We start from the raw sequence: 23,579 nt of genomic DNA, 5'->3' as shown, positions 1-23,579 counted from the left end.
ACAAACGATGAAACCGCCGTGACGGGGATGCGCTTTGGTTCGCTTGCCGGACCGGGCCTCATGCTGCTCGGCATGCTCATGTTTGCGTTGAATGACGCGATGGGAAAATGGCTTGTCGCCAGCTACGGACTGGGTCAGCTGATCCTTATCCGGAGTCTGGCGGCGTTGCTCATTCTGTCGCCTTTTCTCTGGCGGGCGGGCTGGAAACCGATCATTGAGGCCGAGAGGCCGCTGATGCAGGCGGCGCGGGTGCTGTTCTCGACGCTGGAGGTATTTTGCTTCTATTACGCTGTCATGTATCTGCCGCTGGCCGACGTCATGACCTACTGGCTGGCGGCGCCGATCTATGTGGCGGCTGCCTCCCCTCTGCTTTTGGGCGAAAAGGTCGGCTGGCGCCGGTGGACGGCGATCTTCATCGGCTTCATCGGCGTGATCATCACGCTTGAACCATCGAGTGCGATGTTCACCGTGCCGGCCGTCATTTCGATTGTTGGCACTTTCGCATTCGCCTTCATGCTGCTTTCCGGCCGAAGACTTCGGGCCACGCCAGACAAGACGCTGGTGCTGTTCCAGCTCGCCGGCGCCGGACTTGCCGGTCTTCTCTTCGCTCCATGGGACTGGAAGCCCCTGACATCTGCTCCGGAGGTCGGCTTGCTATGCCTGCTCGGCGCAGTAGCAATGGGCGCACACATCCTCGTCAACCGCGCGCTGAAGATCTCCGATGCCGCCACGGTCGCACCGTTGCAATACACCTTACTCCTGTGGGCGATCGTCTTCGGCTGGATGTTCTTCGGCGATGTGCCGCGTCTCACGATGGTGTTCGGCGCGGTATTGATCATCGGCTCCGGGCTGTTCATCTTCTTCCGAGAGCAACAGCTCAAGAAGCGCCAACCCGACGCACCACTCGACCTACCCTGACGCGTTTATCCTGAAAGCCAAGAGCCCGCTGACGACGCAGCGGGCTCTTACGACGATCACACCGAAATCTGGCCTGCCCGCAGTTTACTTGCGGATCGCGGCAAGCTCGGCGAGGATGCCATCGACGACATCGGCGCCGATCTCAGCCTTGTGCTTTTGATAGACGACCATGGACTTCTCGCGGATGCGGGCCTGCTCTTCCGGCGAAAGCACGTTCACCTCAAGACCGGCTGCCTTGATCTTCTCCAGCGATTTCTTGTTCAGATCGCCAATGACCTGACGCTCGACGTCACGCCCGACAATAGCGCATTCCCGCAAAGCGGCCTGATCTTCGGGCGAGTACGTATCAAAGATCGCCTTGGAAAAGAGGAAGAGGAACGGCGTGTAGGCGTGGTTGGTTTGGGTGATATATTTCTGTACTTCGAAGAACTTCGACGTGTCGATGGTCACATAAGGGTTTTCCTGGGCATCGATCGTCTTGGTTTCGAGAGCCGAGAAGACTTCGCCGAATGCCATGGGCGTCGCATTGGCGCCAAGGTTCTGGAAGGTATCGAGGAACACGTTGTTCTGCATGACGCGAACCTTCATGCCCTCCAAGTCCTCCCATTTGTTCACCGGACGAACCGAATTGGAAAGGTTACGGAAGCCGTTTTCCCAATAGGCGAGATTGACGAGGCCCACGGCCGCCAGCTTCTCGTTCATCATCTCGCCGAACTTGCCGTCCAGCACCTTGTAGGCTTCCTCCGAGGTGGAGAAGAGGAACGGCAGATCGAAGACGCCAAGTGCAGGCTCGATACCGACGAGCGGCGAAGAGGACGTCACGACGGCTTCCTGGACGCCCGAGCGCAGTGCCTGGGTCGCCTGCAGGTCACCTCCCAGGGCACCGCCCCAGAATGCCGTCAGCTTCAGTTTCCCGCCTGATTTTTCGTCCAGGCATTTCTGCATCGCCTCAATGCCGTTACCGACCGGGTGATCGGCATTGATGCCGTTGGAGACGCGGATGTTACGCTCGGTAAACTCGGCGAAGGCCGGCGCGGAAGCAGACAGGGTGAAGGCGATGGCAGTTGTGGCAAGTAGCAGGTTTCGCATGATATCCTCCCATGGATGTTGGAAACAGAAGTGACCAGCCGGCTTCAGTGCAGCCAGCGAGCCGGTACGATAACCAGGTCTGGAAACAGGACCAGGAGCAGAAGTACGAGCGTTTGGGTGAGCAGGAACGGCCAGACTCCAACCGTAACCTTGCCCAGGGGAACGCGGCCGACGCCGCTGACAACGTTGAGAACGACCCCTACCGGCGGCGTCAGAAGACCAATGCAGTTGTTCATGATAAAAAGAACGCCGAAGTAGACCGGATCGATGCCTGCCTGCTTGATGATCGGCATCAGGACCGGCGTCAGGATCAGGATGGTCGGCGTCAGGTCCAAGGCTGTGCCCACGATCAGCACCAGGATCATGATCACGAACATCAGCAAGGTCGGACGGTCGATCAGCGGCTCTATGAGGCCGGTAATTTCCGCCGGAATATTGGCGGCTGTGATTAACCATGCGGAAACGAGCGCCGCGCAGACAAGGAACATGATGACGGAGGTGGTCTTGGCCGCCTGAAGGATAACCCGTGGAAGCTCCTTGGGCGTGAGCTCCCGGTAAATCACCATGCCGACGAAGAGCGCATAGGCTGCGGCGACTACGGCAGCTTCCGTCGGCGTCACCACGCCCGCCTTGATGCCGCCAAGGATGATGACAGGCATGCCGAGCGCCCACAGAGCGCGACCGGTTGCCCGAATGCGCTCCGCACCCGACACACGCGGCAATGGCTGGACATTGTCTTTGCGCACGACCATCAGCCATGTCACGACCAAGGCAAGGCCCATCATCAGGCCCGGCACGATACCGGCCATGAAGAGCTGCGTGATCGAGACGTTGGCGGCAACGCCGAACACGATGAAAGCCATCGACGGGGGGATGACGGGCGCGATGATGCCACCTGCGGCAATGAGGCCGGCTGAGCGTGGAACGTTATAGCCCGCCTTTGCCATCATCGGAATGAGAATGGCCGCGAGCGCAGCAGTATCGGCCGCCGCCGAACCGGAAATGCTGGCCATGATCAGCGCCGCAACGATCGCGACGATGCCCAGGCCGCCGCGGATATGCCCCACGCAGGCAATGGCGAAATCGATGATGCGCCGCGACAGGCCGCCGGCATTCATCAGCTCTCCTGCCAGAATGAAGAACGGGATAGCCAGCAACGTGAATGTATCGGCGCCGGCAATCATGTTCTGCGCGATGATCTGCGTATTGAACATTCCCATGTACCACATGAGAACAACGCCGCAGAACATCAGCGAGAATGCGACCGGCACCCCGATGGCCATGGCACCAATCAGTGAAGCGACGAAAACTAAAAGCGTCATCAGGTCCGCTCCGCCATCTGTTCGATCGTCAGATTCTCGCCCACAAACGCTTCGATTTCCTCCTGCGTCACACGGCCCGTGATCAGGCGGAAAAGGCGCTCCAGCGCGATGACGGCGCAACAGAAGCCGGTAAAGAAGCCACTGCCGTAGACGAAGCCCATGGAGAGGCCGGTCACCGGGGCCTTCATGCTCCAGTTGATCGGCAGTTGCTTCCACGTACCCCAGAAGAAGATAGCCGCACAGGCGATGATCACCAGATTGCTCAGGATCATGCAAAGGATGCGCCCCTTGCGGCCCAGCAGCGCAACGAGGGTTTCGACGCCAAGATGCCCATGTTCCCGGAACGTCACGACGGCGCCAATGAAAGTCAGCCAGATGAAGAAGTAGCGTGCGAGTTCGTCCGAGACCGTCAGGCCGGAGTTTAACGTATAGCGCATGATGACGTTCACGAAGACCATGATCGCCATGCCCGAAAGCAGGATGATCAGTAAGAATTCGAGAGCCTTGTAGAAATGGTCGACTACCTTCTGCACGCTTTACTCCCAGTCTGCGTTACAACAGGCCACGCTTGGCCAGGTTTTTCATCAGCGCAGCCACGCCGAAGGTCCATTCGGGGCAAGCATCACTACGATCGACCCAGTTTACCAGACGGCCAAGCAACGGTGTCGCAATTTCCACCCGGTCGCCGATTTCATGCGTAAATCCCTGCCCTGCCCCGCGCCGATCCTTCACGGGAGCGAACATGGTGCCGAGGAAAAGTACAGCGCCGTCGGGATACTGGTGATTGCGATTGAGCAACTGACGGGCAAGGTCGGAGGGCCTGCGGCTTATCGCCTCCATTGGGCTCTCGCCTGTCATTCGGAAACCGTCCTTGCCCTCGACGGACAAGGCAACGCGGACTTTGCCGAGTTCTTCCAGCGTGAACTTGTCATCGAAGAGGCGAATGAAAGGGCCGATGGAACACGAGGCGTTGTTGTCCTTCGCCTTGCCGAGCAACAGCGCCGAGCGTCCTTCGATATCGCGAAGATTAACATCGTTTCCGAGCGTGGCGCCGACGATTTCGCCGGAGGACCTGAGGACGAGGACCACTTCCGGCTCGGGATTGTTCCATTGCGAGATCGGATGGATCCCGACCAGTGAAGCGCAGCCGACTGCCGACATGGGTTGCGACTTGGTAAAGATTTCGGCATCCGGCCCGATGCCCACCTCAAGGTACTGCGACCAGAGGTTCATCTCCTGGAGAAGTTCCTTCACTCGTGCAGCCTGCTCGGAACCGGCGACGAGACCCCTAAGGCTGTCGCCCAGAACTGGCGCGAGACGCCCGCGGATATCCGACGCGCGGGACGCATCTCCCTTCGCCTGCTCTTCGATCACACGTTCAAGCATGCTGTCGGCAAACGTGACCCCGGCCGCCTTGATCGCCTGCAGATCGATCGGAGCCAGTAATTGACCAGCCTGACCCGACAGAAAATCATCGATCGACCCGAGATCGGGAAGCTCTCCCGCCGCCTCCAATTCGCCGGCGAAATCCTCCTTTTCAAGCAGTTCGGAAACAGTGACGGAAACCGAGGACAGGTCGAGGAGCCGCTCGCCCCGCACTAAGGCTGGGCAAGGGCCGCCAGCCGTATTCGACCAGACGCGACCAACAAGCAGCGCATCAGCGGCATCTGTAGGCAGAATATCCGAAGCTCGAAGTGACGTAGTCGAACCCAAGCAAACCTCCTCACAGCCACGACACGATGATCTCCCGTCATCTTGCCCGATTGTCAGGATGTCTGACAATGATGGACCTGTTTTGTAGTCATACTTCCGTGCGCTGTCCAGCGCCGAAAATCACCTGATAAAAACGGCAAGCGGGCAGCGCCGGAAGATTTCAATCCGCCTCAAGGGTGAGATCCAGCCGACTGGCCGCGCCGAGCAAATGCCGCTTCATCGCCTCGCGCGCACGTTTTGGGTCGCGGCTAGCAATGGCATCGCGGATCGCCACATGCTCGGCAATCGTCAGTTCCACAATTTCTTCAAGGACTGCTGCGGCCCGCGCGGCGTTGATGGCAAGACTGATGCGCTCTGCTATGAAGCCGACGAACAGGGCAAAATATTCGTTGCGGGTCGAAGCTGCAATGACACGATGAAAGATCAGGTCGGCAACGATCCCCTGATCCGTCCATTTGTCCGCCCCCATCATGCTCGCCAAGGCTTCGTCAAGCTTTGTCAGATCGCTATCGACATGATGCGTTGCCGCAAGGCCGGCGGCTTCGATTTCCAGCGGCATGCGCAACTGGAACAGATCCCGGAAGCTCGCGCGGTCATGAAGATCATCCTGCTCGATGCGGATCGACTGGCGCGCCTTGATCTCGGTTGCGAAGGCTCCAACGCCCTGTCTGGTCTCAACCAGACCCTCGTTGCGCAACTGAGCAATCGCCTCGCGTACTACCGAGCGGCTGACGCCGAAACTGCTGGCGAGGAAGTGTTCGGTCGGCAGCTTGCTCCCCGGCGGTATACGGCCGTCCGTGATCTCGCGGGCAATCTGGGCGGCAATTCGCGCCGGAAGATGCTCGTTGCGCCTGATCTGTCCAAAATCCAGTGACATGCCTTTTTCGCCTTAACACACTGCCGCCTATGAATGCCGCTAGAAATCCAGTTGGCAACCCGGATTCATCACGCCTTGCGGATCGACAGCCTTTTTCAATGCTGCAACCAATCCTCGTTGGATCGGAGGGATACGCATCTCATAGTCCGCCTTCTTCAGACGGCCAATACCGTGCTCGGCGCTGATCGAACCGTGATAGGTATCGACGACCGCATTGATCGCCTTCTTCGCATCCTGGATGCGCGCCTCCATCTCTGCGCGGGACAGGCCGCCCGGCGGCAGCACGTTCAGATGCACATTGCCATCGCCGACATGACCGTAGGAGACACAAACACCGTCCGGCACCGCAGCGGCCACTGCCTGTTCGGCGTCGCGCACGAAGTCGGAAAGGCGCGAAAGCGGGACGGAGACGTCCGTCCGCAGATGTGGCCCGCGCTTCGCCTGCCCCTCGTTCATTGCCTCACGGAAAAGCCAAAGGTTGCGCGCCTGCGTCCTTGAGCTTGCAATCACACCGTCCGGAACAAGCCCTTCGTCCATAACGGCACCCAGGAACCGCTCCATGAGGTCGTAGATATCGACAAGGCCAGACCCGGATATCTCCATAAGCACATAGGCGGGGTAATCTCCGGATATTGGCATCGCAAGGTCCGGAATTGCCTCGCGGGCGAGGACGAAAGCAAGCGGCGGCATGAACTCGAAGGCGGACATCAGATCGCAGCAATCGCGACGCGCGCGGCGGAAAAGCGTGATCCCATCCTCGAGCGAATTGAGCCCGAGAAGCGCGGTTGCGACCTGATCCGGTTCCGGCGTCAATTTTACGGCGACGGCGGTGATGATACCGAACAACCCTTCCGCGCCGATAAAGATCTGCTTCAGATCGATGCCGCGATTATCCTTGCGAAGTGTCGACAATCCGTCGAGAATCGAACCGTCCGGCAGAACCGCTTCAAGGCCAAGCACCAGCTCTCGCGTCATCCCGAAGCGCAATACATTGATACCGCCCGCATTGGTCGACACATTGCCGCCGATCCGGCAGGACCCTTGTGCCCCAAGCGCCAGCGGGAAGAACATGCCCTCCCGCGCGACAGCATCCTTGAATTCCGACAGGATGCACCCGGCCTCCACCACAGCGGAGAAGTCGTCAGCGTCAATGCGGCGGATTTTGCTCATCCGCTCGAGACTAATCACCACCTGATCCTCCGGACGATCGGGGATTGCTCCCAAGGCCAGCCCCGTATTGCCGCCCTGCGGAATGATCGACAGGCCGAGTGCGACGCAAGCCTTTACGGCCGCGGACACCTCTTCGGTCGTGCGCGGGCGCAACACCGCGACCGCGCTGGACGTCACGTCTCCATGCCAGTCCCGGCAATATTTATCGACCGCCTCGCCCGATAGTACCATATCGGCCCCGAGGGATCGGTTCAGGGCATCGATGGCATGCCTTTGCCGGTCGAAGCCCATGCCAGCGTCAATTTCGTTCACGGTTTTCCTCACTTTTTTGCACGCACCGAAAAACCTGTCGATGGACCCGGCACTGCAGTAAATATGCTGTTTTCAAACGAATGATATAAGGTTATCAGACAACCTTACAATATATTTTATTGTGGCGCCTGTCTCTCATCGGATCGGTGTTCCGTAGGCTGGGAGGAAAAACAGTTGCACATTCTCATCATCGGCGCCGCCGGCATGGTCGGGCGCAAACTCGCGCAGAGGCTCGCCAAAGACGGCACACTGGACAGCCGCCCGATCGAGAGCATGACACTCGTTGATGTCGTTACGCCAGAACCGCCGCAAGGCTTCGGCGGAAAGGTGGCGATGGAAACGGCAGACCTCTCGACTCCCCGAGAAGCGGCGCGGCTCGTCGCTCTCCGTCCAGATGTGATTTTCCACCTCGCCGCCATCGTATCGGGTGAAGCCGAACTCGATTTCGACAAGGGCTATCGCATCAACCTCGACGGCACGCGGTTCCTGTTCGACGCGATCCGCCTGGCCCATGGTGAGGATGGCTACAAACCCCGCGTCGTCTTCACCTCCTCGATCGCCGTGTTCGGCGCCCCCCTGCCCTATGCCATCTCGGACGAATTCCACACCACGCCGCTGACCAGCTACGGAACGCAGAAGGCGATCTGCGAGTTGTTGCTTTCGGACTATTCGAGACGTGGCTTTTTCGAAGGCATCGGAATTCGCCTGCCGACCATCTGCATTCGCCCTGGAAAGGCGAACAAGGCGGCTTCCGGTTTCTTTTCAAACATCCTGCGCGAGCCCCTCGTCGGTCAGGAAGCCGTTCTGCCCGTACCGGATGATGTGCGCCACTGGCATGCGTCGCCTCGGTCCGCCGTCGGTTTCCTCATCCATGGCGCGGCGATCGATGTCGAGAAGGTTGGCCCGCGGCGCAACCTGTCCATGCCTGGGCTCAGCGCGACTGTCGGCGAGCAGATCAAGGCGCTGCGCCGCGTTGCCGGCGAGAAGGCCGTGGCGCTGATCCGGCGGGAGCCTGATGAGATGATCATGCGCATGTGCGCCGGCTGGGCACCGGGATTTGAGGTAAAGCGGGCAACTGCGCTCGGCTTTACCGCCGAAAAATCCTTCGACGAAATCATCAGGGTCCATATCGAAGACGAACTTGGAGGTAGGCTGCCATGACAACCGGAACCGGACAACAGAGGCGAAACATCCCCTTTCTCGGAACCGGCCCCGCCCAAAACAGCGGACTGGGCGAACGCACTCCATTTTCCACTTCGATCTATCCCGCGGACGTTTTAGCCGTGCTGGAAGTACGCCGAGGCCGTAATAAGAGGCCATCGCGCCATAGCTGCGGTTGATCTCGGGATCGAAAAAGCTGGCACGACGGACGCCTGGCTTCAGATTGTCGGGAACGATCAGCCGGGGAACGCCGCCGAAGACGCGAAACATCCGGACATGCGAGCCGACCCAGTCGGGGAGCGTTTGCGTCCAGCTCGCCTCCGCATAGGTGAAGCTCGATGCACCGAGCATCGCCACGAAGATCTCCGCCTCGCGGATCGGGCCTTGCGATCAACATCGGGATCTTTTTGCCGGATAGTCGACGAACACCTTGTCGCCGGCCGCATGCTCCTCGCGCATCGTCGGTGAAAGCCGCTGTTGGAAACCACGCAGGAGTTCACAAAGCGGCTATAGCCGTAACCGTCGAGTGCGACCCACGATGCTCCTCCCGCAGGAGAGCTCGGTAACGCCGGGCTTCTTGAGCTCGATGGCAAGATCGGAGCCATTGGGCTCGATCCTCCTTCTCGTGCCCCGTTTGATGCCATTCCGAGCAAACAGTTTGCTCTCGAGCGCATCGTCAGTTAGGTCCCGGGGATGGGGTTAATTTAACCCCACCGCCGCCGCGCGCTGCAAATTATCCTGCACCGTGCTTCACGCAATTCCCAACACGACGGCAATCTCACGCGAGCTGGTTTCGCTTGCCGCAAGGCGCAGCATTGGTTGCAAATGTTTCATACTCAGCCTTCTCTTTGCCGGCATCTACATGCCCTCGTTCATCGTGAGGTATTTGATCTCAAAGTTGCTGACCCAGGGAGTGATCTTCAGTGCCGAAAACTTGCCGGTCTTTGATCGGATTGGCGGCCGGCTTCACGTCGGAATCCGCAGAGAAGACGCCCGCCTATGAGGTGGGCAAGCAGAAGAGCCTGCCTTCGCGCAAGGGCCCATTGAACGCGGAGCTTGTTGCGATCAAGTCGAAACAGGCGAGCCTCGTGCAACTCATTCAGGACCGCCATGCCGACGGCCGGCTGCGGCTTTGCCATCCTGGATGATCAACTGGGCGAACTGGAGTCACGCGGGAGACGCTGGTTCTGCAACCCGCCCACTCGCAAGCGCCGGTCGAGTATTTCCATGAGAATATGGCGAAGCTGAAGGCGCAGTTCAATAGTTCAATCCCGCCAATGCCGAGACCAGCATCCGCAAGCTGATCTTCTAGGCACGCAACATCGCCGACGAACATGCCAAGTAGCGGCTGATGCCGATGGTGCGTGATCTCATCCCGACCGTCGTGATCAGCCTCTTCGTGGTCCTTTATCAAATGCGTTCATTGGCTTTTGCCCGATTGGCTGGATTGGGAAACTTCAGATTATTTGCCCTGCCCTTGCGACCGCGCCTCCGCCAGCGATGCGGCGATTGCAGCGATCGAGCAAAACAGGACGAGCGGGTCGTCCTTCGAGGGCGTGAAACCTCGGCGCTGCCAGAACTGAGCCGCTTCGTGATCGACGGCGTTGACCATCAACGCTCGGCCACCGATCAGAGCAGCGGCCTGGACGCATCGCTCAAGGGCATGTTTCACCAGACCTGTACCGATACCTCTTCCCGCCCATTCCGTGTCCGTCGCAAGCTGGCCGAGGAGAAGACAGGGAACCGGATCGGGCGGTTGCCCGTTACGGATTGAGCGCGGCAGGATCGCAGGAACGACAGCGGTCGGCGCCAAGCCATAATATCCGACGACGCGCCCCGCCTTGTGGACGACGAGAACCGCCGTGAAACCTTTCTCCTGATTGGAAAGCGCACGCGTCTTTAGCCAATGATCGAGCGTCGGCTTGCCGCAGGAGAATTCGGAAACATTATGCGCCGCCGTAAGCGGTTCTGGAGCCGATAAAGCCACGGCTTATTGCTTCGGCTTGTAGTCGGCTTCCCACGGAGCGGGGCGCCTGGCCAGTTCCACCATCTCGGGAACAGGAGCGGCCGGTCGGGACAAGACACCCATAAAATCGGCAAAGCCTTCCGGGCTCATGCGGATGAGTCCCTGCTCCATAACGACTTCCTCGGCGGCGCGCACGGCGGCCTCCCGCACGAAATCGGTTCGCGAGCGGCCGCGCAGGCTTGCTGCACGATCGATCATTGCGACGTCTGCTTCTGGCAAGCGCATGGAGATCGGGTATTCCTTGCGTTCGACAGTGGCGGCCATGACTTATCTCCTTTACGAGGAAAATAGCGACTTGTAGCGCCAAATGCAATACGATACTATCAATCTTGTTCACCTGCCTTGGCTGCCATCCGCCAGGCCGACCGTGGCACGCTGCTCCCAGACATAGCCCAAACCGACAGACCCTGTATGGCTTGGACGATAAGCTCGTGATCGTCGAGGACGAGAGGGCCCGTGGGCCAGTAGTCGACGGCCCCACCGTCCTTGCGAAACTCCCACGCGAAGCGATTGCCGTTCGGAAAACACCGTAGTCATCCTGAATCATGACATGGACGTCGCTGCCACGAGTGACTGGGGCATCGACCTCGGGCCCGGAGCCGGCGACGATGGGGGGCAGGTGGTCGCCAACGGAACTCCAGTCCAGGCCGCTAGCGAGAAGGGCCGGACTGCCCCATTCCTGAGGAGGTACATTTAAGGTCCGCGCCCCTGCTACAGCAACACACCCCACTCGGTCGACGGATATTCGACGGTTGCCGCAGTCTCACTAGTCGAGGGTCGCACATCGGCGAAACGACGTGGCAGTTGCGTGCCTCGACTTGAGGGCAAAGCTGTGCCGGTTGCCCATCTTCGCCGCCAACAACTTGCATCTGCTGCAGCCGTGGGCGACGCACCCTTTGTGGCAAATTGCCGGGTGGATTGGTGAGCCCTATCGCATCCGACTGTACGGGTTCTGGATGCTCCGAGCGCTAAACTTGGCTTGGGTTGCGAGACGGGCCGCGCATTCCTAGGGTTCACGCCTCGCTCATGACGATCACCCCAAATTGGCTTCTAGCGGCCGAGGACACCATTTACTTTGCCAACCCGCCGTAAGCGATACGCCAGATGCTGCCATTACCGTCCTCGCTGACGAATAGCGACCCATCCTGCCCGACGGCGACGCCGACAGGGCGGCCCCAGACATCGGTATCCGAAGCCACCATTCCAGTCATGAAGTCCTCATAGGCGCCGGTTGGCTTGCCAGCCTCATCGAACAAGAGGCGGACAACCTTGTAACCGGTACGCTTGCCGCGGTTCCAGGAGCCATGCATCGCAACGAAGGCGCTGCCCTTATATTCGGCCGGGAACATCTCGCCCTCGTAAAAGGCGATCTGCAGTGGCGCCGAATGGGCCTGCATCAGCACGTCCGGTATCGTCACCTTGTCCTTGAGGTCGGGACGCGCGCCGGCGTGACGCGGGTCCTCGTGTCCGCCGATATAGTACCAGGGCCAGCCATAGGTCGCGCCCTGCTGCACCGCGGTGGCATATTCGAATGGTGTGTCGTCGCCCAGCCCGTCGCGCTCATTGACGACGCACCAGGGATTACCCGTTGCCGGTTGGATGGCGATGCCTGCGCAATTGCGGAGCCCGGTTGCATAGACCTGCTGGTTTTTGCCCTCCGGATCATAGGCCAGGACCATGGCGCGCCCTTCCTCCGTGTCCCAGGTCGCGCCGAGCGGCAGGTTCTTGTTGACCGCTTCGATGCCCCCCAAGAACGAGACTGGAAACATATCGAGCGCGACATTTGATCCCGACCCCACCGAGAGCAGCAAGATCTTGCCGTCGGGCGTAAAGGTGATGTCGCGGGTATAGTGATGCGTCCACAGGATGCGTGGAACAATGACTTCAGGTTCGCCCTTCGCCTCGATGTCACCGCTCTTGTAAGGGTAGCGGATGACGCTGTCGCTACTGGCAATGTAGATCCACTCCGGATCGGCGCCCGGCGGATAGAATGCTATGCCGAAAGGTTTGTTCAGCCCGCTGGCGAAGACTTGCGGCTCTGCCGTCGTGCCGTCTTTTGCCAGGCGCAGCACCCTGACATCGTTCGACATGCTTTCTGCGATAAACAGGTCGCCATTGGGGGCAACGCGTATGGCTCGCGGCCCCTTGAGATTCAGCGCGACCGGTTCGACGGTGAAACCGTCCGGCACGAGAGGCTTGGCGCCTTCCGGGATCGGAACGATCGCGCCAAAATTCTGCGTGTCGCTGGCGGTGGGCTGGGGCATATCCTCAACCGTGAACTGGCGGCGAACGCCAGGCTTGTCCTGCTCCCAGCTGCCGAAGGCGTCCGTGCCGGTCAAAACCTGGGTGCTGTCCTGCGCCATGCCATGCCCAAGGCCGACACCCGCAGATAAGGTCAACGTGACTATGACCGTCCTTGCAACGCTAGACATATGCATGCTCCTTTCCTGCGGATGGCCTCCCCCGCCCCCCACACTGCAATGGTGAGCGGTTGGTGACCCTGACGGATGTCAACAGGTGAAAAAGTCCCGGCCGCCACCGGTGCCCGGCGAGCGGGGCCGCTGCCGCGGTGAACGTCCACCTGCGTCCGCCTCGGCGTGAAGCACCTGTATCACGCTCAGTGCCCCGCCCAAGGCATCTCTCCGGAGGCACGCAAAAGGTTGCACAGGTCGTCGAGAGGCCTTCGCGGCCAGTGACCGCAATTGGCGCGAGGCGGTTGACACCCTCTCAAGCCGACAGTCCGCTTCCCATCTGTGGACGCCCCATGAGACGCAAGCGGTTTCTTGAAGCTTGGCACGTGGTCGGAGGCTGCCATCTGTCCGGTCTCTGATGTAGCACCGGAGGCTGCGGGCCCGTATGGGAGTTCGCGGACCGGATCCATATCACCCACAGCGTGCTCAAGGCACAGTGGAAAGCCCTGGTTTTTTCCGTTTCGAAGGAGCTGGTTTGCCGGAACGATCGCGGGAACTGCCGCTCCAGAGAAAGCCGTCGCGGCTTACCGCCACCGCTCGTCGACGCACGCCTTCGGTTGTTCGCCTCGATCCTGAGCCAGTGATGGATAGTCTGTGTATCCCTTCTCGCCGCCGCCATAATACGTCGTCGGATCTTCGGCATTGAGAGGCGCGCCGGTGCGCAAACGCTCCGCCAGGTCGGGATTGGCGATGAACTGTCGGCCGAACGCGATCAGGTCGGCCTTGCCTTCGCGAAGCCACTGCGCCGCGGTGTCGGGCTTGAAGCCGCCCGCCACTATCAGGGTTCCCTTGAAGTTTTTCCTGATCGTCTCGACCATACCCAGCGCCCGTGGATCCGGAGCGTCGCCGCGCTGCATCTGCTCCATGGCCGGGTTGACGATATGCAGATAGGCAAAGCGGAAGTCGCTCAGGCGCTCAGCGACATAGCCAAAGGTTGCCTCCGGTTGGTCGTCGTGGATGTCGTTCGCCGTGCCCATCGGCGACAGCCGCACTCCGATGCGATCCGGCCCCCAGACCCGCATCACGGCCTCGGCGATCTCGATCAGCAATCGCGCTCGGTTCTCGACCGGGCCGCCATAGAAGTCGGTACGTCGGTTGGTGCCGGTCTCGATGAACTGATCGAGCAGATAGCCGTTGGCGGCGTGGATCTCGACGCCATCGAAGCCGGCGGCCTGAGCGTTTCTGGCGGCGCGTTCATACTGCGCCACGATGTAGGGCATTTCTTCGATGTCGAGAGCGCGCGGTCGCACGAACGGGACCAGCTCGCCTTCGCCGCGCTCGTTCTCGATGAAGGCCGTCCCTTCCGGCACGATGGCGGACGGGGCGGCGGGGAGCATGTTGTCGGGCTGCAGGGCGGGATGCGAAATACGCCCGACGTGCCAAAGCTGGTTGAACATCAATCCGCCGGCCTGATGCACCGCTTGGGTGACCCGTTGCCATGCCTCTACCTGCTCACGACTGTGGATGCCGGGCGTCCAGGCGTAACCCTGTCCTTGCATCGAGACCTGGGTTGCCTCGCTCACGATCAACGCCGCGGATGCGCGCTGCGCGTAGTAGCAGGCGGCAAGGGAACTCGGCACATTGCCCGGCTGGCGCGCCCGCGAGCGCGTCAGCGGTGCCATGACGATGCGATGCTGCAGGTTGAAGGGTCCAAGCCGGTACGGCTGGAACAGCACGTCCGTGTCCGGCGCATGAGTAGCACCGGGGGATTGTTTAATGGTAGCTGCCTCGTCCATATTCCATCCTTCAGAGATTGGAATTGCCAGGTCTCCAGGACCCTCATCGCGGAATGTTAGGAGCACAGCGATCCGCCTCAACTGACGCCCGTCAGTGCGGCTTACGATTTGCTGCCGAGACCGACGACGGCGCTCGGCCAACGATCGTTCATGCCATGCATGAAGAATCGGCGACTATCCGGTCGCGCTCGATTGCTGACGCCCGTCAATGACGGATGGGCGTTGGCTTGCTATAAGGCCCAGGAGATCGTTGGCCCAATGGGGTTGCCAGCCGGTTACAACCGCGCTGTATCCGTCTGGTCCCAGAGACGGTGAGGGGGTGATGCCGGTCCCTGTCAACGCAATGGTCCAATCCGTTGGCGAAGCCGAGGAGTTGGTCGACATTCGCCGTACGCACAGGATCGGCGCACTGATCGAAGCGTGAAGCGGCGCCTTCCCGTGCAGATCAGCCAAAGCTAGCGCGCCGCTCCGACTGCACCCTACCTGCCGCGCCCTATCAAGGAGACGCCGATGTCCCAATCGACCACCGATAGCCGGCCGGAAGCATCTGGCGAGATCCTGTTCGTCGCCTGTCCGGTCGATGCATCAGTGAACCGCGTCCCCCGCGCAAAACTCGACCGCAACCCGAAATGCGGGAGGTGTCACAACCCCCTCTTCGCTGGCAAAGTCGTCGAGCTCAACGGCGCGAACTTCGATTCGCACGCGCTCAAGAGCGACCTGCCGGTCGTGATCGACTTCTGGGCGGAATGGTGCGGTCCGTGCCGGATGATGACTCCCAATTTCGAGAGTGCGGCACCGCGGCTGGAGCCGCGGGTGCGGCTTGGCAAACTCGACACCGAGGCGGAACCCGCTATTGCCGGGCGCTACGGCATTCGCAGCATTCCGAGCATGATCATGATTAGCAAAGGGCAAGAGATCGCTCGCACCTCGGGCGCGATGCCGACGTCGGCGATCGTCGATTGGGTCGAGCAGGCGCTAAACAGGGCTTGAGGGCGCCTTTGCATAGCCTCTGGCAGCGCGGTCGTCGAACAATTGGCGGCGCGTCGCCCTGACGAGCGTAAAGGCGCGATCGGGCAGATGGCCTCATAGTGGCGGTCCAGCAGGTGAGGTGCGCAATGGCGACCATTCATAGGCAGAGAAGATGTTTCCCCGGGCGGGCGATCTCGATCTCGACAAGAGCGACCTCGAGCAGCTTGAGACTTTCGTTCGTCGGAAAGTCACGGACCTTGTTGTTCGCGGCGAGGCAAACGCCAAGGCCAACAGTCGCGACGTGGTCGAGCCCTGGGATCTCCCGATCACCAAGGGGCTCCAGGAGACGATCCACCGCTTCCGGCTGATCAATGCGGAGTTGCACCTGACGAATTACCTGTCCGGGCAGATCGGGTTGCCGCCGAGCGATCTTACGATCGGCGACGAGACCCAGGCACGGTTCTCCGAGATTGCCGGGGGACTATGCCTCGCCCTTGCGGAGACCTTCAGGATCATCGACCCGAATCTCAGGAATCCGACCACCAGGGCGCCTGTTCGACCTGCTGCACTAATGGCCGTTGCCCCTGGTTGCGTGCGATATATGGGGTGGGATTGTCGTTGTGGGTTTCGATGAAAGCGTCGATGTCGGCCTCAAGTTCTGCAGTGGAACGGTGTACTGTTTTCGCGTCAGCTCTGCGAACCATCGCTCGACCTGATTGATCCAGGATGCCGACGTTGGCGTGAAGTGAACATGCCAGTCTGGGCGGCGCGCGAGCCATGCCTTGACCCTTGGTGTCTTGTGGGTGGCATAGTTGTCCATCACCAGATGCACGTCCGGCCCATTGGGCATTTCGGCGTCAATCCGCTTCAAAAAGTCGGGGAATTCGGTCGCTCGGTGACGCTTGTAGCAATGACCGATCACGGCGCCAGTCGCGACGTCGAGCGCGGCGAACAGGGAGGTCGTGCCATTGCGGACATAGGTATGAGTGCGCCGTTCGGCGACGCCCGGCGCCATAGGCAGCACAGGCTGCTCGCGATCCAGGGCTTGGATTTGTGACTTCTCATCCACGCAAAGCACGACCGCCCGGTCCGGAGGCGACATGTAAAGTCCGACGATGTCCTGCACCTTATCGACGAAGAGCAGATCAGAGGAAAGCTTGAATGTCCCGGCACGATGCGGCTGCAGGCCAAATGCTGTCCAGATCCGACGGATGGTGGTATGCGAAAGTCCACTGGAGGCTGCCATCGAACGGATGGACCAGTGCGTGGCATCCTTGGGAGTGGTGTTCAATGTACGCTCGACGACCTGAGCAACCTGGGCATCAGAGACAGTTCGTGGTCGACCGGCACGATATTCATCTGTCAGCCCTTCAATACCATCTTGTAGGAACCGGCGGCGCCACTTGCCAACCGTATGCTCGTGGACCCCGAGACGCTCGGCAACGTCTTTGCTTTGCAGACCCTGCGCACACACCAAGACCATCCGGCATCGATCCGACAAGGAGCGCGGCGCTTTATGCCGGCGTACCTGAGATTACAGGAAATTTCTATCCGCGTCGCTCAGAACGACGAGGCCTGCTTGCCTGCCAACCATCAATCAACTCCTGCTCGAGGCTCTCGGATATGCAACGGCGTCAGCGGAGAGCGCCAATGAAGCGCTCCGGCTGCTCGCAAGGGATCAAGAAATAGATGTCGTTCTCGCGGACTTCGCGATGCCGGAAATGAGCGGCGGTGAGCTTGCGAAAGCGATACGCGCGATGCGGCCAACTTTGCCAGTCATCCTCCCGGCTATAGCGATCGAGGCCCCCTGAAGGAACTGAAGGACTGGCGAATAATCTTGAAACCCTTCACGGAAAACGACTTGGTTAACGCCATCGAAGCTGCACTAAAGTAGGTGAGCTTCCGATGTCAGTTGTTGGCCCATCGCGTCATTTCGGGCGTTAGAGCGATTCAGTCGCTCCTGGATTGACGCGGACGTTAGGCTGGGTCTTGTGAGTACACGACCTAGTTTGCAGTAGCCGCCTCGAGAGGGGGCGTCCCCACACCTTTGCCCAGGTGCGGGAGGACCTCCCGGCCGATCTCCTCCAGCACCTCGCCCGCATCGCGCCGACCATATTTGAGGTTGAGGATGACGTGATTGACGCCAGCGCTGGCGAGTTCGTTCAGGAAGTCGAGCAGGAAGTTGCGGCCGGCTCGGAATCCGAGATGAATTGGCCGAGGCGGCTCGGCCGGCTCGTCGGCCAGGTCGACATAGAGCGACTGCACGAAGGGCTTGAACACACCAGGCGACATGACCTCCACCGCTGCGCGCCATTTCGCGACCAGCTCCGCCTGCCGTGCGAGGTCGCGTGGATAGGTGATCCAGCCGTCCGCATGCTCGGCGATCCACTCAAAACTCTGGCGGCTCGAACCGGTGATCAGGATCGGCAGGCGAGAGACGGGTTTGGGCACGAGGTCCGCCGTTCCCATCAAGGCGCCATAGCTCGACTGGACGCTTGGAAATTCCTCCATGAGCACCCTGCGGATCGTCGACAGGTTCTCGCGAAAGAGGACGTCGCGCTGGTGCCAGTCGACACCGAATGCCGGAAACTCAACGGGGCGATCGCCGGATGCGACGCCGAGGACGAATCGCCCGCCCGTCAGTTGATCGACCGATGCGGACGCCTTTGCAGTATGGAGCGGGTGGCGCAAGGGGAGAATGATCGATCCGGTCGCAAGCGCGATCGTCGAGGTATGCGCAGCGATCCAGCCCAGCCACACCCACGGATCGTGGATCTGTCCCAGATCTCCGAAATTCGGATCTCTCAGAGGCACGTCTCGTGTCCAAAGGCCGGCAAAGCCGAGTTCCTCGGCGCGCCGGGCAAGACGCGGTTGATCGCGGATGCTGGGCTCGTCCCTCTCGAAAGCCTCGATAGGGAAGAACACTCCGAGCGATAGCCGGCCAAGCGAGAACATGCCCCGGAAGCCGGCGGAATCGCTGATGGACGCATCTTTTTTGGCTTTTAGCATGATGCCTCATTCTGGACGAAGAGCACATCGCGGCCATGACAACGGTCAATTTTTCACGGAGCGAGAGGGGAAGCTGTGCCAGACAAGCCGGGCCATGCTTTATTTCTCCAAATTCGGCGATTTACCGTGATCTCTGTATCGGGTGCGGCGCCCATCCACGGTGCCGCAATCCCGCAATCAAGTTCGTTCGCCCTCGAAGAGGAGCTGGATCAAAGCCTCAAGTCCATTGTCGGGGGGAGCATCGGTCTCCGGTTGCGAAAACGCTGGTTCAACCATAACGATTCTCCACGTATTAGGGCTATGCTTCGTGGATAGTCGAACATAGGACGCATAGTCTCTCCAGCCATCGACCGGGGAGAAGTTGCCCAAATAATGGACATTCTCTTCTTGATTGTTCAGTCCGCAGCCTACCAGCAAGGCGGCGCGAGGATTGCCTCCTTTGGCGCGAACCGAATAAGCACCATCCGCGCTTGGCGCGCAGGCGACCCGGTCGTCCGACTGCCGTCGCATCGGCACCATATGGTCACAACAACTGCGGCTCTATGCAAGCGCCTTCGCCTCCGGAAGTTGGATGCTGCCTTTGCTCGCAAGGACGCCGCGCGGAGATGCGCGCTGCTATTGCCTGCGCCAGGCTTCCTAGCCGACAGTAAAATCTAAGGCTACATCAACCAACCTGCAGGTTGATTGGCACAAGTATGCGGCCCCGCACCTGACCATCAAGGAATTTAGGTGCCATTGACACAATGTCAGAGAGGTGGACCTCCGTTGTCATTCCATCGAGTTTCGCCATATCGAGTTCCTGCGCCAGTCGTTGCCAGGCGGCCAGTCTCTGGGGTTTGGGACACAAAACGCTGTCGATCCCGACCAACGTCACAGCGCGCAAGATGAAGGGCGCGACGGTCGTGGGGAGTTCCATCCCACCAGCTAGTCCGCATGCGGCGACGACACCGCGATAGCGCATCGAAGCCAGTACATTGGCCAGCACCACTCCGCCTGCCACGTCGATGGCTCCTGCCCAACGCTCCTTGGCCAAGGGCCGGCCGACCTGTGTGAACTCAGCCCGGTCAATGATAGAGGTGGCACCGAGGCCGGTGAGATAATCCGCTTCGGTCATCCGCCCTGTAACGGCAGCAACGCTATAGCCGCGTGAGGCCAGAAGCATGGTTGCAATACTGCCGACACCACCGGCCGCGCCGGTTACCACCACCTCTCCGCTGTCCGGCAGCACACCGTTGCGCTCGAGCGCCATAACGCACAACATCGCGGTGTAGCCGGCCGTCCCTATCGCCATGGCGTTCCGCAGACTGACCCCTTCTGGCAAAGGCACGAGCCAATCTCCCCTTACGCGCGCCCTGACCGCCAGCCCACCCCAATGCCGCTCTCCAACGCCCCAGCCGTTCAGCACGACCCGATCGCCCGGCTTAAAGTCGGAATGGGAATTTTCAGCCACGACACCCGCAAAATCGATCCCCGGCACCATAGGGAAGCTGCGAACGACCGGCGAGGCGCCGGTGATCGCTAAGGCATCCTTGTAGTTCAGGGTCGACCACGCGACGTCCACCAACACGTCGCCTTGTGGCAGTTGCGCGGTCTCGACCTTGGAAACACCGGCTTCCTGCCCGCTGTCGGACTTTCTGATCAAGACGGCGTCAAACATCTGAGGCTCCCATTTCTGGATTTCTTTTTTCCTACGCAACTTTCTTGGCGTCGGATGTCGAGTAGACGACTTGCGCATTGACCATGGCATGAACCGCCTGGGGAAGCGTCAGCACACCTGTGACCTGACCGTCGCCATCGACGACGGCGATCTCGCTTGTCCCGGCCAGCGTCATTGCTCTTGCCGCTTCCTCCAGCGTCGCGCCGGCCGGCACCGAAATCTTCAGCTCGCCGGACGAGCCGTTCGGCGCGGTGGCGACAGTCTCAACTTTGATGACCCGCGCGCGGTTCACTTCCCGGACGAAGCTGGCGATGTAGTCGTCGGCCGGGTTCATCACGATATCCTGCGGCGTGCCCTGCTGCACGACTTCCCCATCCCGCAAGATCGCAATGCGGTCCCCGAGCCTCAGCGCCTCGTCCAGATCATGGGTGATGAAGACAATCGTCTTCTTGATCTCCTTCTGCAGGTCGAGGAGCACGGTCTGCATATCGACGCGAATGAGCGGGTCCAGTGCGGAAAACGCTTCGTCCATCAGCAGGATCGGCGCATCGTTCGCCAGCGCACGGGCAAGACCGACGCGCTGTTGCATGCCGCCGGACAACTGATTGGGATATTTGCTCTCAAAACCTTTCAGCCCGACCCGCTCGATCCATCGCATGGCGCAGTCGACCTGCCGGTTCCGTGGCGCCCCTTGTATCTCCAGGCCATAGAGGGTGTTTTCGAGGACGGTGCGGTGCGGGAGAAGCGCAAACTTCTGGAACACCATTGCCGTCTGATGCCGACGGAACTCACGCAATTGCGCATCGTCCATCTTGACCACATCCTCTTCACCGATGACAACTTCACCAGACGTCGGATCGATAAGGCGATTGATGTGGCGAATAAGCGTGGACTTTCCCGATCCGGAAAGGCCCATGATCACCTGAATGCCACCCGCAGGCATGGAGATGTTGATGTCTCTCAGGCCAAGAACATGACCATGTTTTTCGTTCAGTTCCGCCTTCGTAACACCCTGCTCAACGAGTTTTACGCAGTCGGCGCCATTTGGACCGAAGATTTTGTAGAGCTTTTTGATTTCGATGCTGAAGCCGCCAATTTTCTTGTTACCCATGGACCACCTCCCGGTGCTTTTGAAGGCGCACGCCGAAGGCCTGGCTGACGCGGTCGAAGATGATCGCGATGCCGACGATGGCAAGGCCGTTGAAGATGCCGAGCGTGAAATACTGGTTGGAGATCGCCTTCAGAACCGGCTGGCCCAAGCCCTGCACGCCGATCATCGAGGCGATGACCACCATGGCGAGCGCCATCATGATCGTCTGGTTGATGCCGGCCATGATGGTGGGCAGCGCCAGCGGCATCTGCACGTTCTTCAGCTTCTGCCAGCTCGACGAACCGAAGGCATCGGCCGCCTCCAGCACATCCTTGTCGACGAGGCGGATGCCGAGATTGGTGAGGCGGATCATCGGCGGGATGGCGTAGATGACCACGGCGATGAGGCCGGGCACCTTGCCAATGCCGAGCAGCATGACGACCGGGATAAGATAGACGAAGCTCGGCATGGTCTGCATGACGTCTAGGATCGGGTTGATCACGTTCTGCACCCGGTCGGAGCGCGACATGGCGATACCGCTGGGAATACCGACGACGATCGAGAGCACCGTACAGACGAAGATCATCGAGACCGTCTTCATCGTGTCGTCCCACATGTCGAAATAACCGATGAGCAGCAGTGTCACGACCGTTCCCGCGACGATCTTCCAATTGCGGCTGGCGAACCACGCGACGGCGGCGATCAATACCAGGATGATCGGCCAGGGCGTCTTCGTCATGAAGCGCTCGGACCAGATCAAAAAGTGCTGCAGCGGCTCGAAAACTGCTTCAAGACCATCGCCATAGGCCCGCGTGAACCCGCGGAAGCCTTCGTCGATTGCCTTCTTGAGATCACGCAGAGACGCGTCATCCATGTGCGGAAAGCTAAACAGCCAATCCAAAATCTATCCTCCTCGATAACAGCTAGCGCATTCTGGACGCGCTGCAGCGTCTTGAACGAGTTCAAAGCGCCGCTTTGATCTTCTCGGCTGCCTCAGGCGATACCCATTCCTTCCACATGGCCTCGTTCTCTTCGAGGAAGTGTTTTGCGCCGTCGTCGCCGCTTGCCTGGTTGTCGGTCATCCAGGCCATCAGCTTGTTGACGGTTTCGTTCGACCAGGCGCGCTTGTGGAGATAGCCCATGACGTCCTCGCCGGCGCGCTCGGAGAACGGCTTGGTCACGAGCGTCTGGACGGTGTCCCTCGGCCACTCATTCTTTTTCGGGTCGGGGCAATCCGCGACGGTGTTGCAGCGCTTCCACTCGGCCGCTTCGTGCGGCACGCCATAATCGAGCTTGACCATGTCGTACTTGCCGAGAAGCGCGGTCGGGGCCCAGTAGTAGCCGACCCAGCCTTCCTTGCGCTCGTAAGCCTTGGCAATCGAGCCATCGAGGCCGGCAGCCGAACCCGTGTCGACGAGCGTGAAGTTTGCAGCTTCCCCGCCATAGGCCTTGTAGAGCTGCGCGGTCACGACCGTGCCGCCCCAGCCCTGCGGGCCATTGTGAATGGCACCCTTCGATTTGTCTTCGGGATCCGGGAACAGCTCCGGATGCTTGAGGACATCATCGATCGTCTTGATATCCGGATGCGCGTCAGCAAGGTATTTCGGCATCCACCAGCCCTGCACCGCGCCGTCGGTCAGGACGGTCGATGCAACGACGAGCTTTCCGTTTGCAACGCCAGCGTTGACGACATCGGGAAGAAGATCGACCCATCCTTCGGGCGCGATGTCGGGCTGGCCCTTCTCGGTCATCGACGTGATCGTCGGGACCGTATCGCCCTGTATGATTTCGGCATTACAACCGTAGCCCTCGGTCAGGATGAACCTGTCCAGACTGGCGAGCACTTCCGCGCTCTGCCAGTTCATGCTGGCGATGGTGACGTCGCCGCAATCCGCAGCCTGCGCCGAATTGCCAAAGGTCAGCATCGCCGCTGCAAGGCATGTCGAGGCAAAGAGTTCTTTCATGGCACTTCCTCCCTATGTGCGATGTTGAAATTGCAGGCCCGCCAACGCCATCGGATATCTTGGCGGGCCGCGAGCAGCTTCGGTATCCTCCTCAG

General features: G+C 60.2%; 20 protein-coding genes and 1 pseudogene. 5 read left to right on the top strand and 16 right to left on the bottom strand.

What is annotated here, in order from left to right; all coding sequences use genetic code 11:
- The first annotated feature begins 27 nt into the window (after positions 1-27).
- Positions 28-918: a DMT family transporter gene (locus FHT97_RS25970; RefSeq protein WP_246712787.1), complete on the top strand. Its 891-nt coding sequence runs from the start codon at positions 28-30 to the stop codon at positions 916-918.
- 84 nt (positions 919-1,002) lie between these two features.
- Here FHT97_RS25970 and FHT97_RS25965 read toward each other — a convergent pair whose 3' ends face one another.
- From FHT97_RS25965 to FHT97_RS25940, 6 genes are all read right to left on the bottom strand, one after another.
- A complete protein-coding gene (locus FHT97_RS25965; protein WP_183864697.1) occupies positions 1,003-2,007 on the bottom strand; it encodes a TRAP transporter substrate-binding protein in 1,005 nt (334 codons plus the stop codon).
- Positions 2,008-2,051: 44 nt separating this feature from the next.
- Positions 2,052-3,329 carry a TRAP transporter large permease subunit gene (locus tag FHT97_RS25960; protein ID WP_183758366.1) on the bottom strand — a complete coding sequence of 426 codons (1,278 nt, stop codon included), beginning with the start codon at positions 3,327-3,329 and terminating at the stop codon, positions 2,052-2,054.
- Positions 3,329-3,862 (bottom strand): TRAP transporter small permease, encoded by a 534-nt coding sequence (locus FHT97_RS25955; RefSeq protein WP_183758364.1) that lies wholly within the window; start codon positions 3,860-3,862, stop codon positions 3,329-3,331. The genes FHT97_RS25960 and FHT97_RS25955 overlap by 1 nt, the downstream gene beginning before the upstream one ends.
- A gap of 19 nt (positions 3,863-3,881) precedes the next feature.
- Positions 3,882-5,042 carry a fumarylacetoacetate hydrolase family protein gene (locus FHT97_RS25950; protein WP_183758362.1) on the bottom strand — a complete coding sequence of 387 codons (1,161 nt, stop codon included), beginning with the start codon at positions 5,040-5,042 and terminating at the stop codon, positions 3,882-3,884.
- 160 nt (positions 5,043-5,202) lie between these two features.
- Entirely contained in the window at positions 5,203-5,919 is a 717-nt protein-coding gene (locus tag FHT97_RS25945) for a FadR/GntR family transcriptional regulator (RefSeq protein WP_183864696.1), read from the bottom strand.
- A 39-nt stretch (positions 5,920-5,958) separates the two neighbouring features.
- On the bottom strand, positions 5,959-7,380 hold the full coding sequence (locus FHT97_RS25940) for an FAD-binding oxidoreductase (protein WP_183758480.1): 1,422 nt from the start codon (positions 7,378-7,380) through the stop codon (positions 5,959-5,961).
- A gap of 195 nt (positions 7,381-7,575) precedes the next feature.
- Here FHT97_RS25940 and denD point away from each other — a divergent pair, with 195 nt between their 5' ends.
- Positions 7,576-8,562 carry a D-erythronate dehydrogenase gene (denD, locus tag FHT97_RS25935; RefSeq protein ID WP_183758358.1) on the top strand — a complete coding sequence of 329 codons (987 nt, stop codon included), beginning with the start codon at positions 7,576-7,578 and terminating at the stop codon, positions 8,560-8,562.
- Positions 8,563-9,485: 923 nt separating this feature from the next.
- Complete coding sequence (locus FHT97_RS25930; protein WP_183864695.1) at positions 9,486-9,710, top strand: hypothetical protein; 225 nt, start codon at positions 9,486-9,488, stop codon at positions 9,708-9,710.
- Positions 9,711-10,024: 314 nt separating this feature from the next.
- Here FHT97_RS25930 and FHT97_RS25925 read toward each other — a convergent pair whose 3' ends face one another.
- The 4 genes from FHT97_RS25925 to FHT97_RS25910 all read right to left on the bottom strand — a co-directional run bounded on the left by FHT97_RS25925 (position 10,025) and on the right by FHT97_RS25910 (position 14,795).
- Positions 10,025-10,549: a GNAT family N-acetyltransferase gene (locus tag FHT97_RS25925; protein WP_183864694.1), complete on the bottom strand. Its 525-nt coding sequence runs from the start codon at positions 10,547-10,549 to the stop codon at positions 10,025-10,027.
- 3 nt (positions 10,550-10,552) lie between these two features.
- Positions 10,553-10,852: a DUF1778 domain-containing protein gene (locus tag FHT97_RS25920; protein ID WP_183864693.1), complete on the bottom strand. Its 300-nt coding sequence runs from the start codon at positions 10,850-10,852 to the stop codon at positions 10,553-10,555.
- Between the two features lie 806 nt (positions 10,853-11,658).
- Positions 11,659-12,951, bottom strand: coding sequence for a PQQ-dependent sugar dehydrogenase (locus FHT97_RS25915; protein ID WP_246712785.1), 1,293 nt, complete (start codon positions 12,949-12,951; stop codon positions 11,659-11,661).
- A gap of 632 nt (positions 12,952-13,583) precedes the next feature.
- Positions 13,584-14,795, bottom strand: coding sequence for an alkene reductase (locus FHT97_RS25910; protein ID WP_183758568.1), 1,212 nt, complete (start codon positions 14,793-14,795; stop codon positions 13,584-13,586).
- A 510-nt stretch (positions 14,796-15,305) separates the two neighbouring features.
- On the opposite strand from FHT97_RS25910, the gene trxC reads away from it, so the two are divergent.
- The gene (gene trxC, locus FHT97_RS25905; protein WP_210281058.1) at positions 15,306-15,785 is read left to right on the top strand and encodes a thioredoxin TrxC; all 480 of its coding nucleotides are present in this window, start codon (positions 15,306-15,308) and stop codon (positions 15,783-15,785) included.
- A gap of 151 nt (positions 15,786-15,936) precedes the next feature.
- Entirely contained in the window at positions 15,937-16,398 is a 462-nt protein-coding gene (locus FHT97_RS25900) for a DUF1931 family protein (RefSeq protein WP_183758566.1), read from the top strand.
- Here FHT97_RS25900 and FHT97_RS25895 read toward each other — a convergent pair.
- The 6 genes and pseudogenes from FHT97_RS25895 to FHT97_RS25865 form a co-directional block, all read right to left on the bottom strand.
- Positions 16,292-17,358 (bottom strand): annotated as a pseudogene (locus tag FHT97_RS25895) (IS630 family transposase). The gene FHT97_RS25900 and the pseudogene FHT97_RS25895 overlap by 107 nt on opposite strands.
- A 410-nt stretch (positions 17,359-17,768) precedes the next feature.
- Complete coding sequence (locus FHT97_RS25885; RefSeq protein ID WP_183864691.1) at positions 17,769-18,773, bottom strand: LLM class oxidoreductase; 1,005 nt, start codon at positions 18,771-18,773, stop codon at positions 17,769-17,771.
- Positions 18,774-19,437: 664 nt separating this feature from the next.
- Positions 19,438-20,430, bottom strand: a complete 993-nt coding sequence (locus FHT97_RS25880) for an MDR family oxidoreductase (protein ID WP_183864690.1) — start codon at positions 20,428-20,430, stop codon at positions 19,438-19,440.
- A 31-nt stretch (positions 20,431-20,461) separates the two neighbouring features.
- Positions 20,462-21,541 carry a glycine betaine/L-proline ABC transporter ATP-binding protein gene (locus tag FHT97_RS25875; protein ID WP_183864689.1) on the bottom strand — a complete coding sequence of 360 codons (1,080 nt, stop codon included), beginning with the start codon at positions 21,539-21,541 and terminating at the stop codon, positions 20,462-20,464.
- Positions 21,534-22,421 carry a proline/glycine betaine ABC transporter permease gene (locus tag FHT97_RS25870; protein ID WP_183758559.1) on the bottom strand — a complete coding sequence of 296 codons (888 nt, stop codon included), beginning with the start codon at positions 22,419-22,421 and terminating at the stop codon, positions 21,534-21,536. The genes FHT97_RS25875 and FHT97_RS25870 overlap by 8 nt, the downstream gene beginning before the upstream one ends.
- A 61-nt stretch (positions 22,422-22,482) precedes the next feature.
- Complete coding sequence (locus tag FHT97_RS25865) at positions 22,483-23,484, bottom strand: ABC transporter substrate-binding protein (protein WP_183864688.1); 1,002 nt, start codon at positions 23,482-23,484, stop codon at positions 22,483-22,485.
- Between the last annotated feature and the right edge of the window lie 95 nt (positions 23,485-23,579).

It is taken from the genome of Rhizobium sp. BK399 (assembly GCF_014194695.1).
GTDB lineage: Bacteria > Pseudomonadota > Alphaproteobacteria > Rhizobiales > Rhizobiaceae > Rhizobium.
This window is presented reverse-complemented; position numbering and strand designations above follow the sequence as displayed.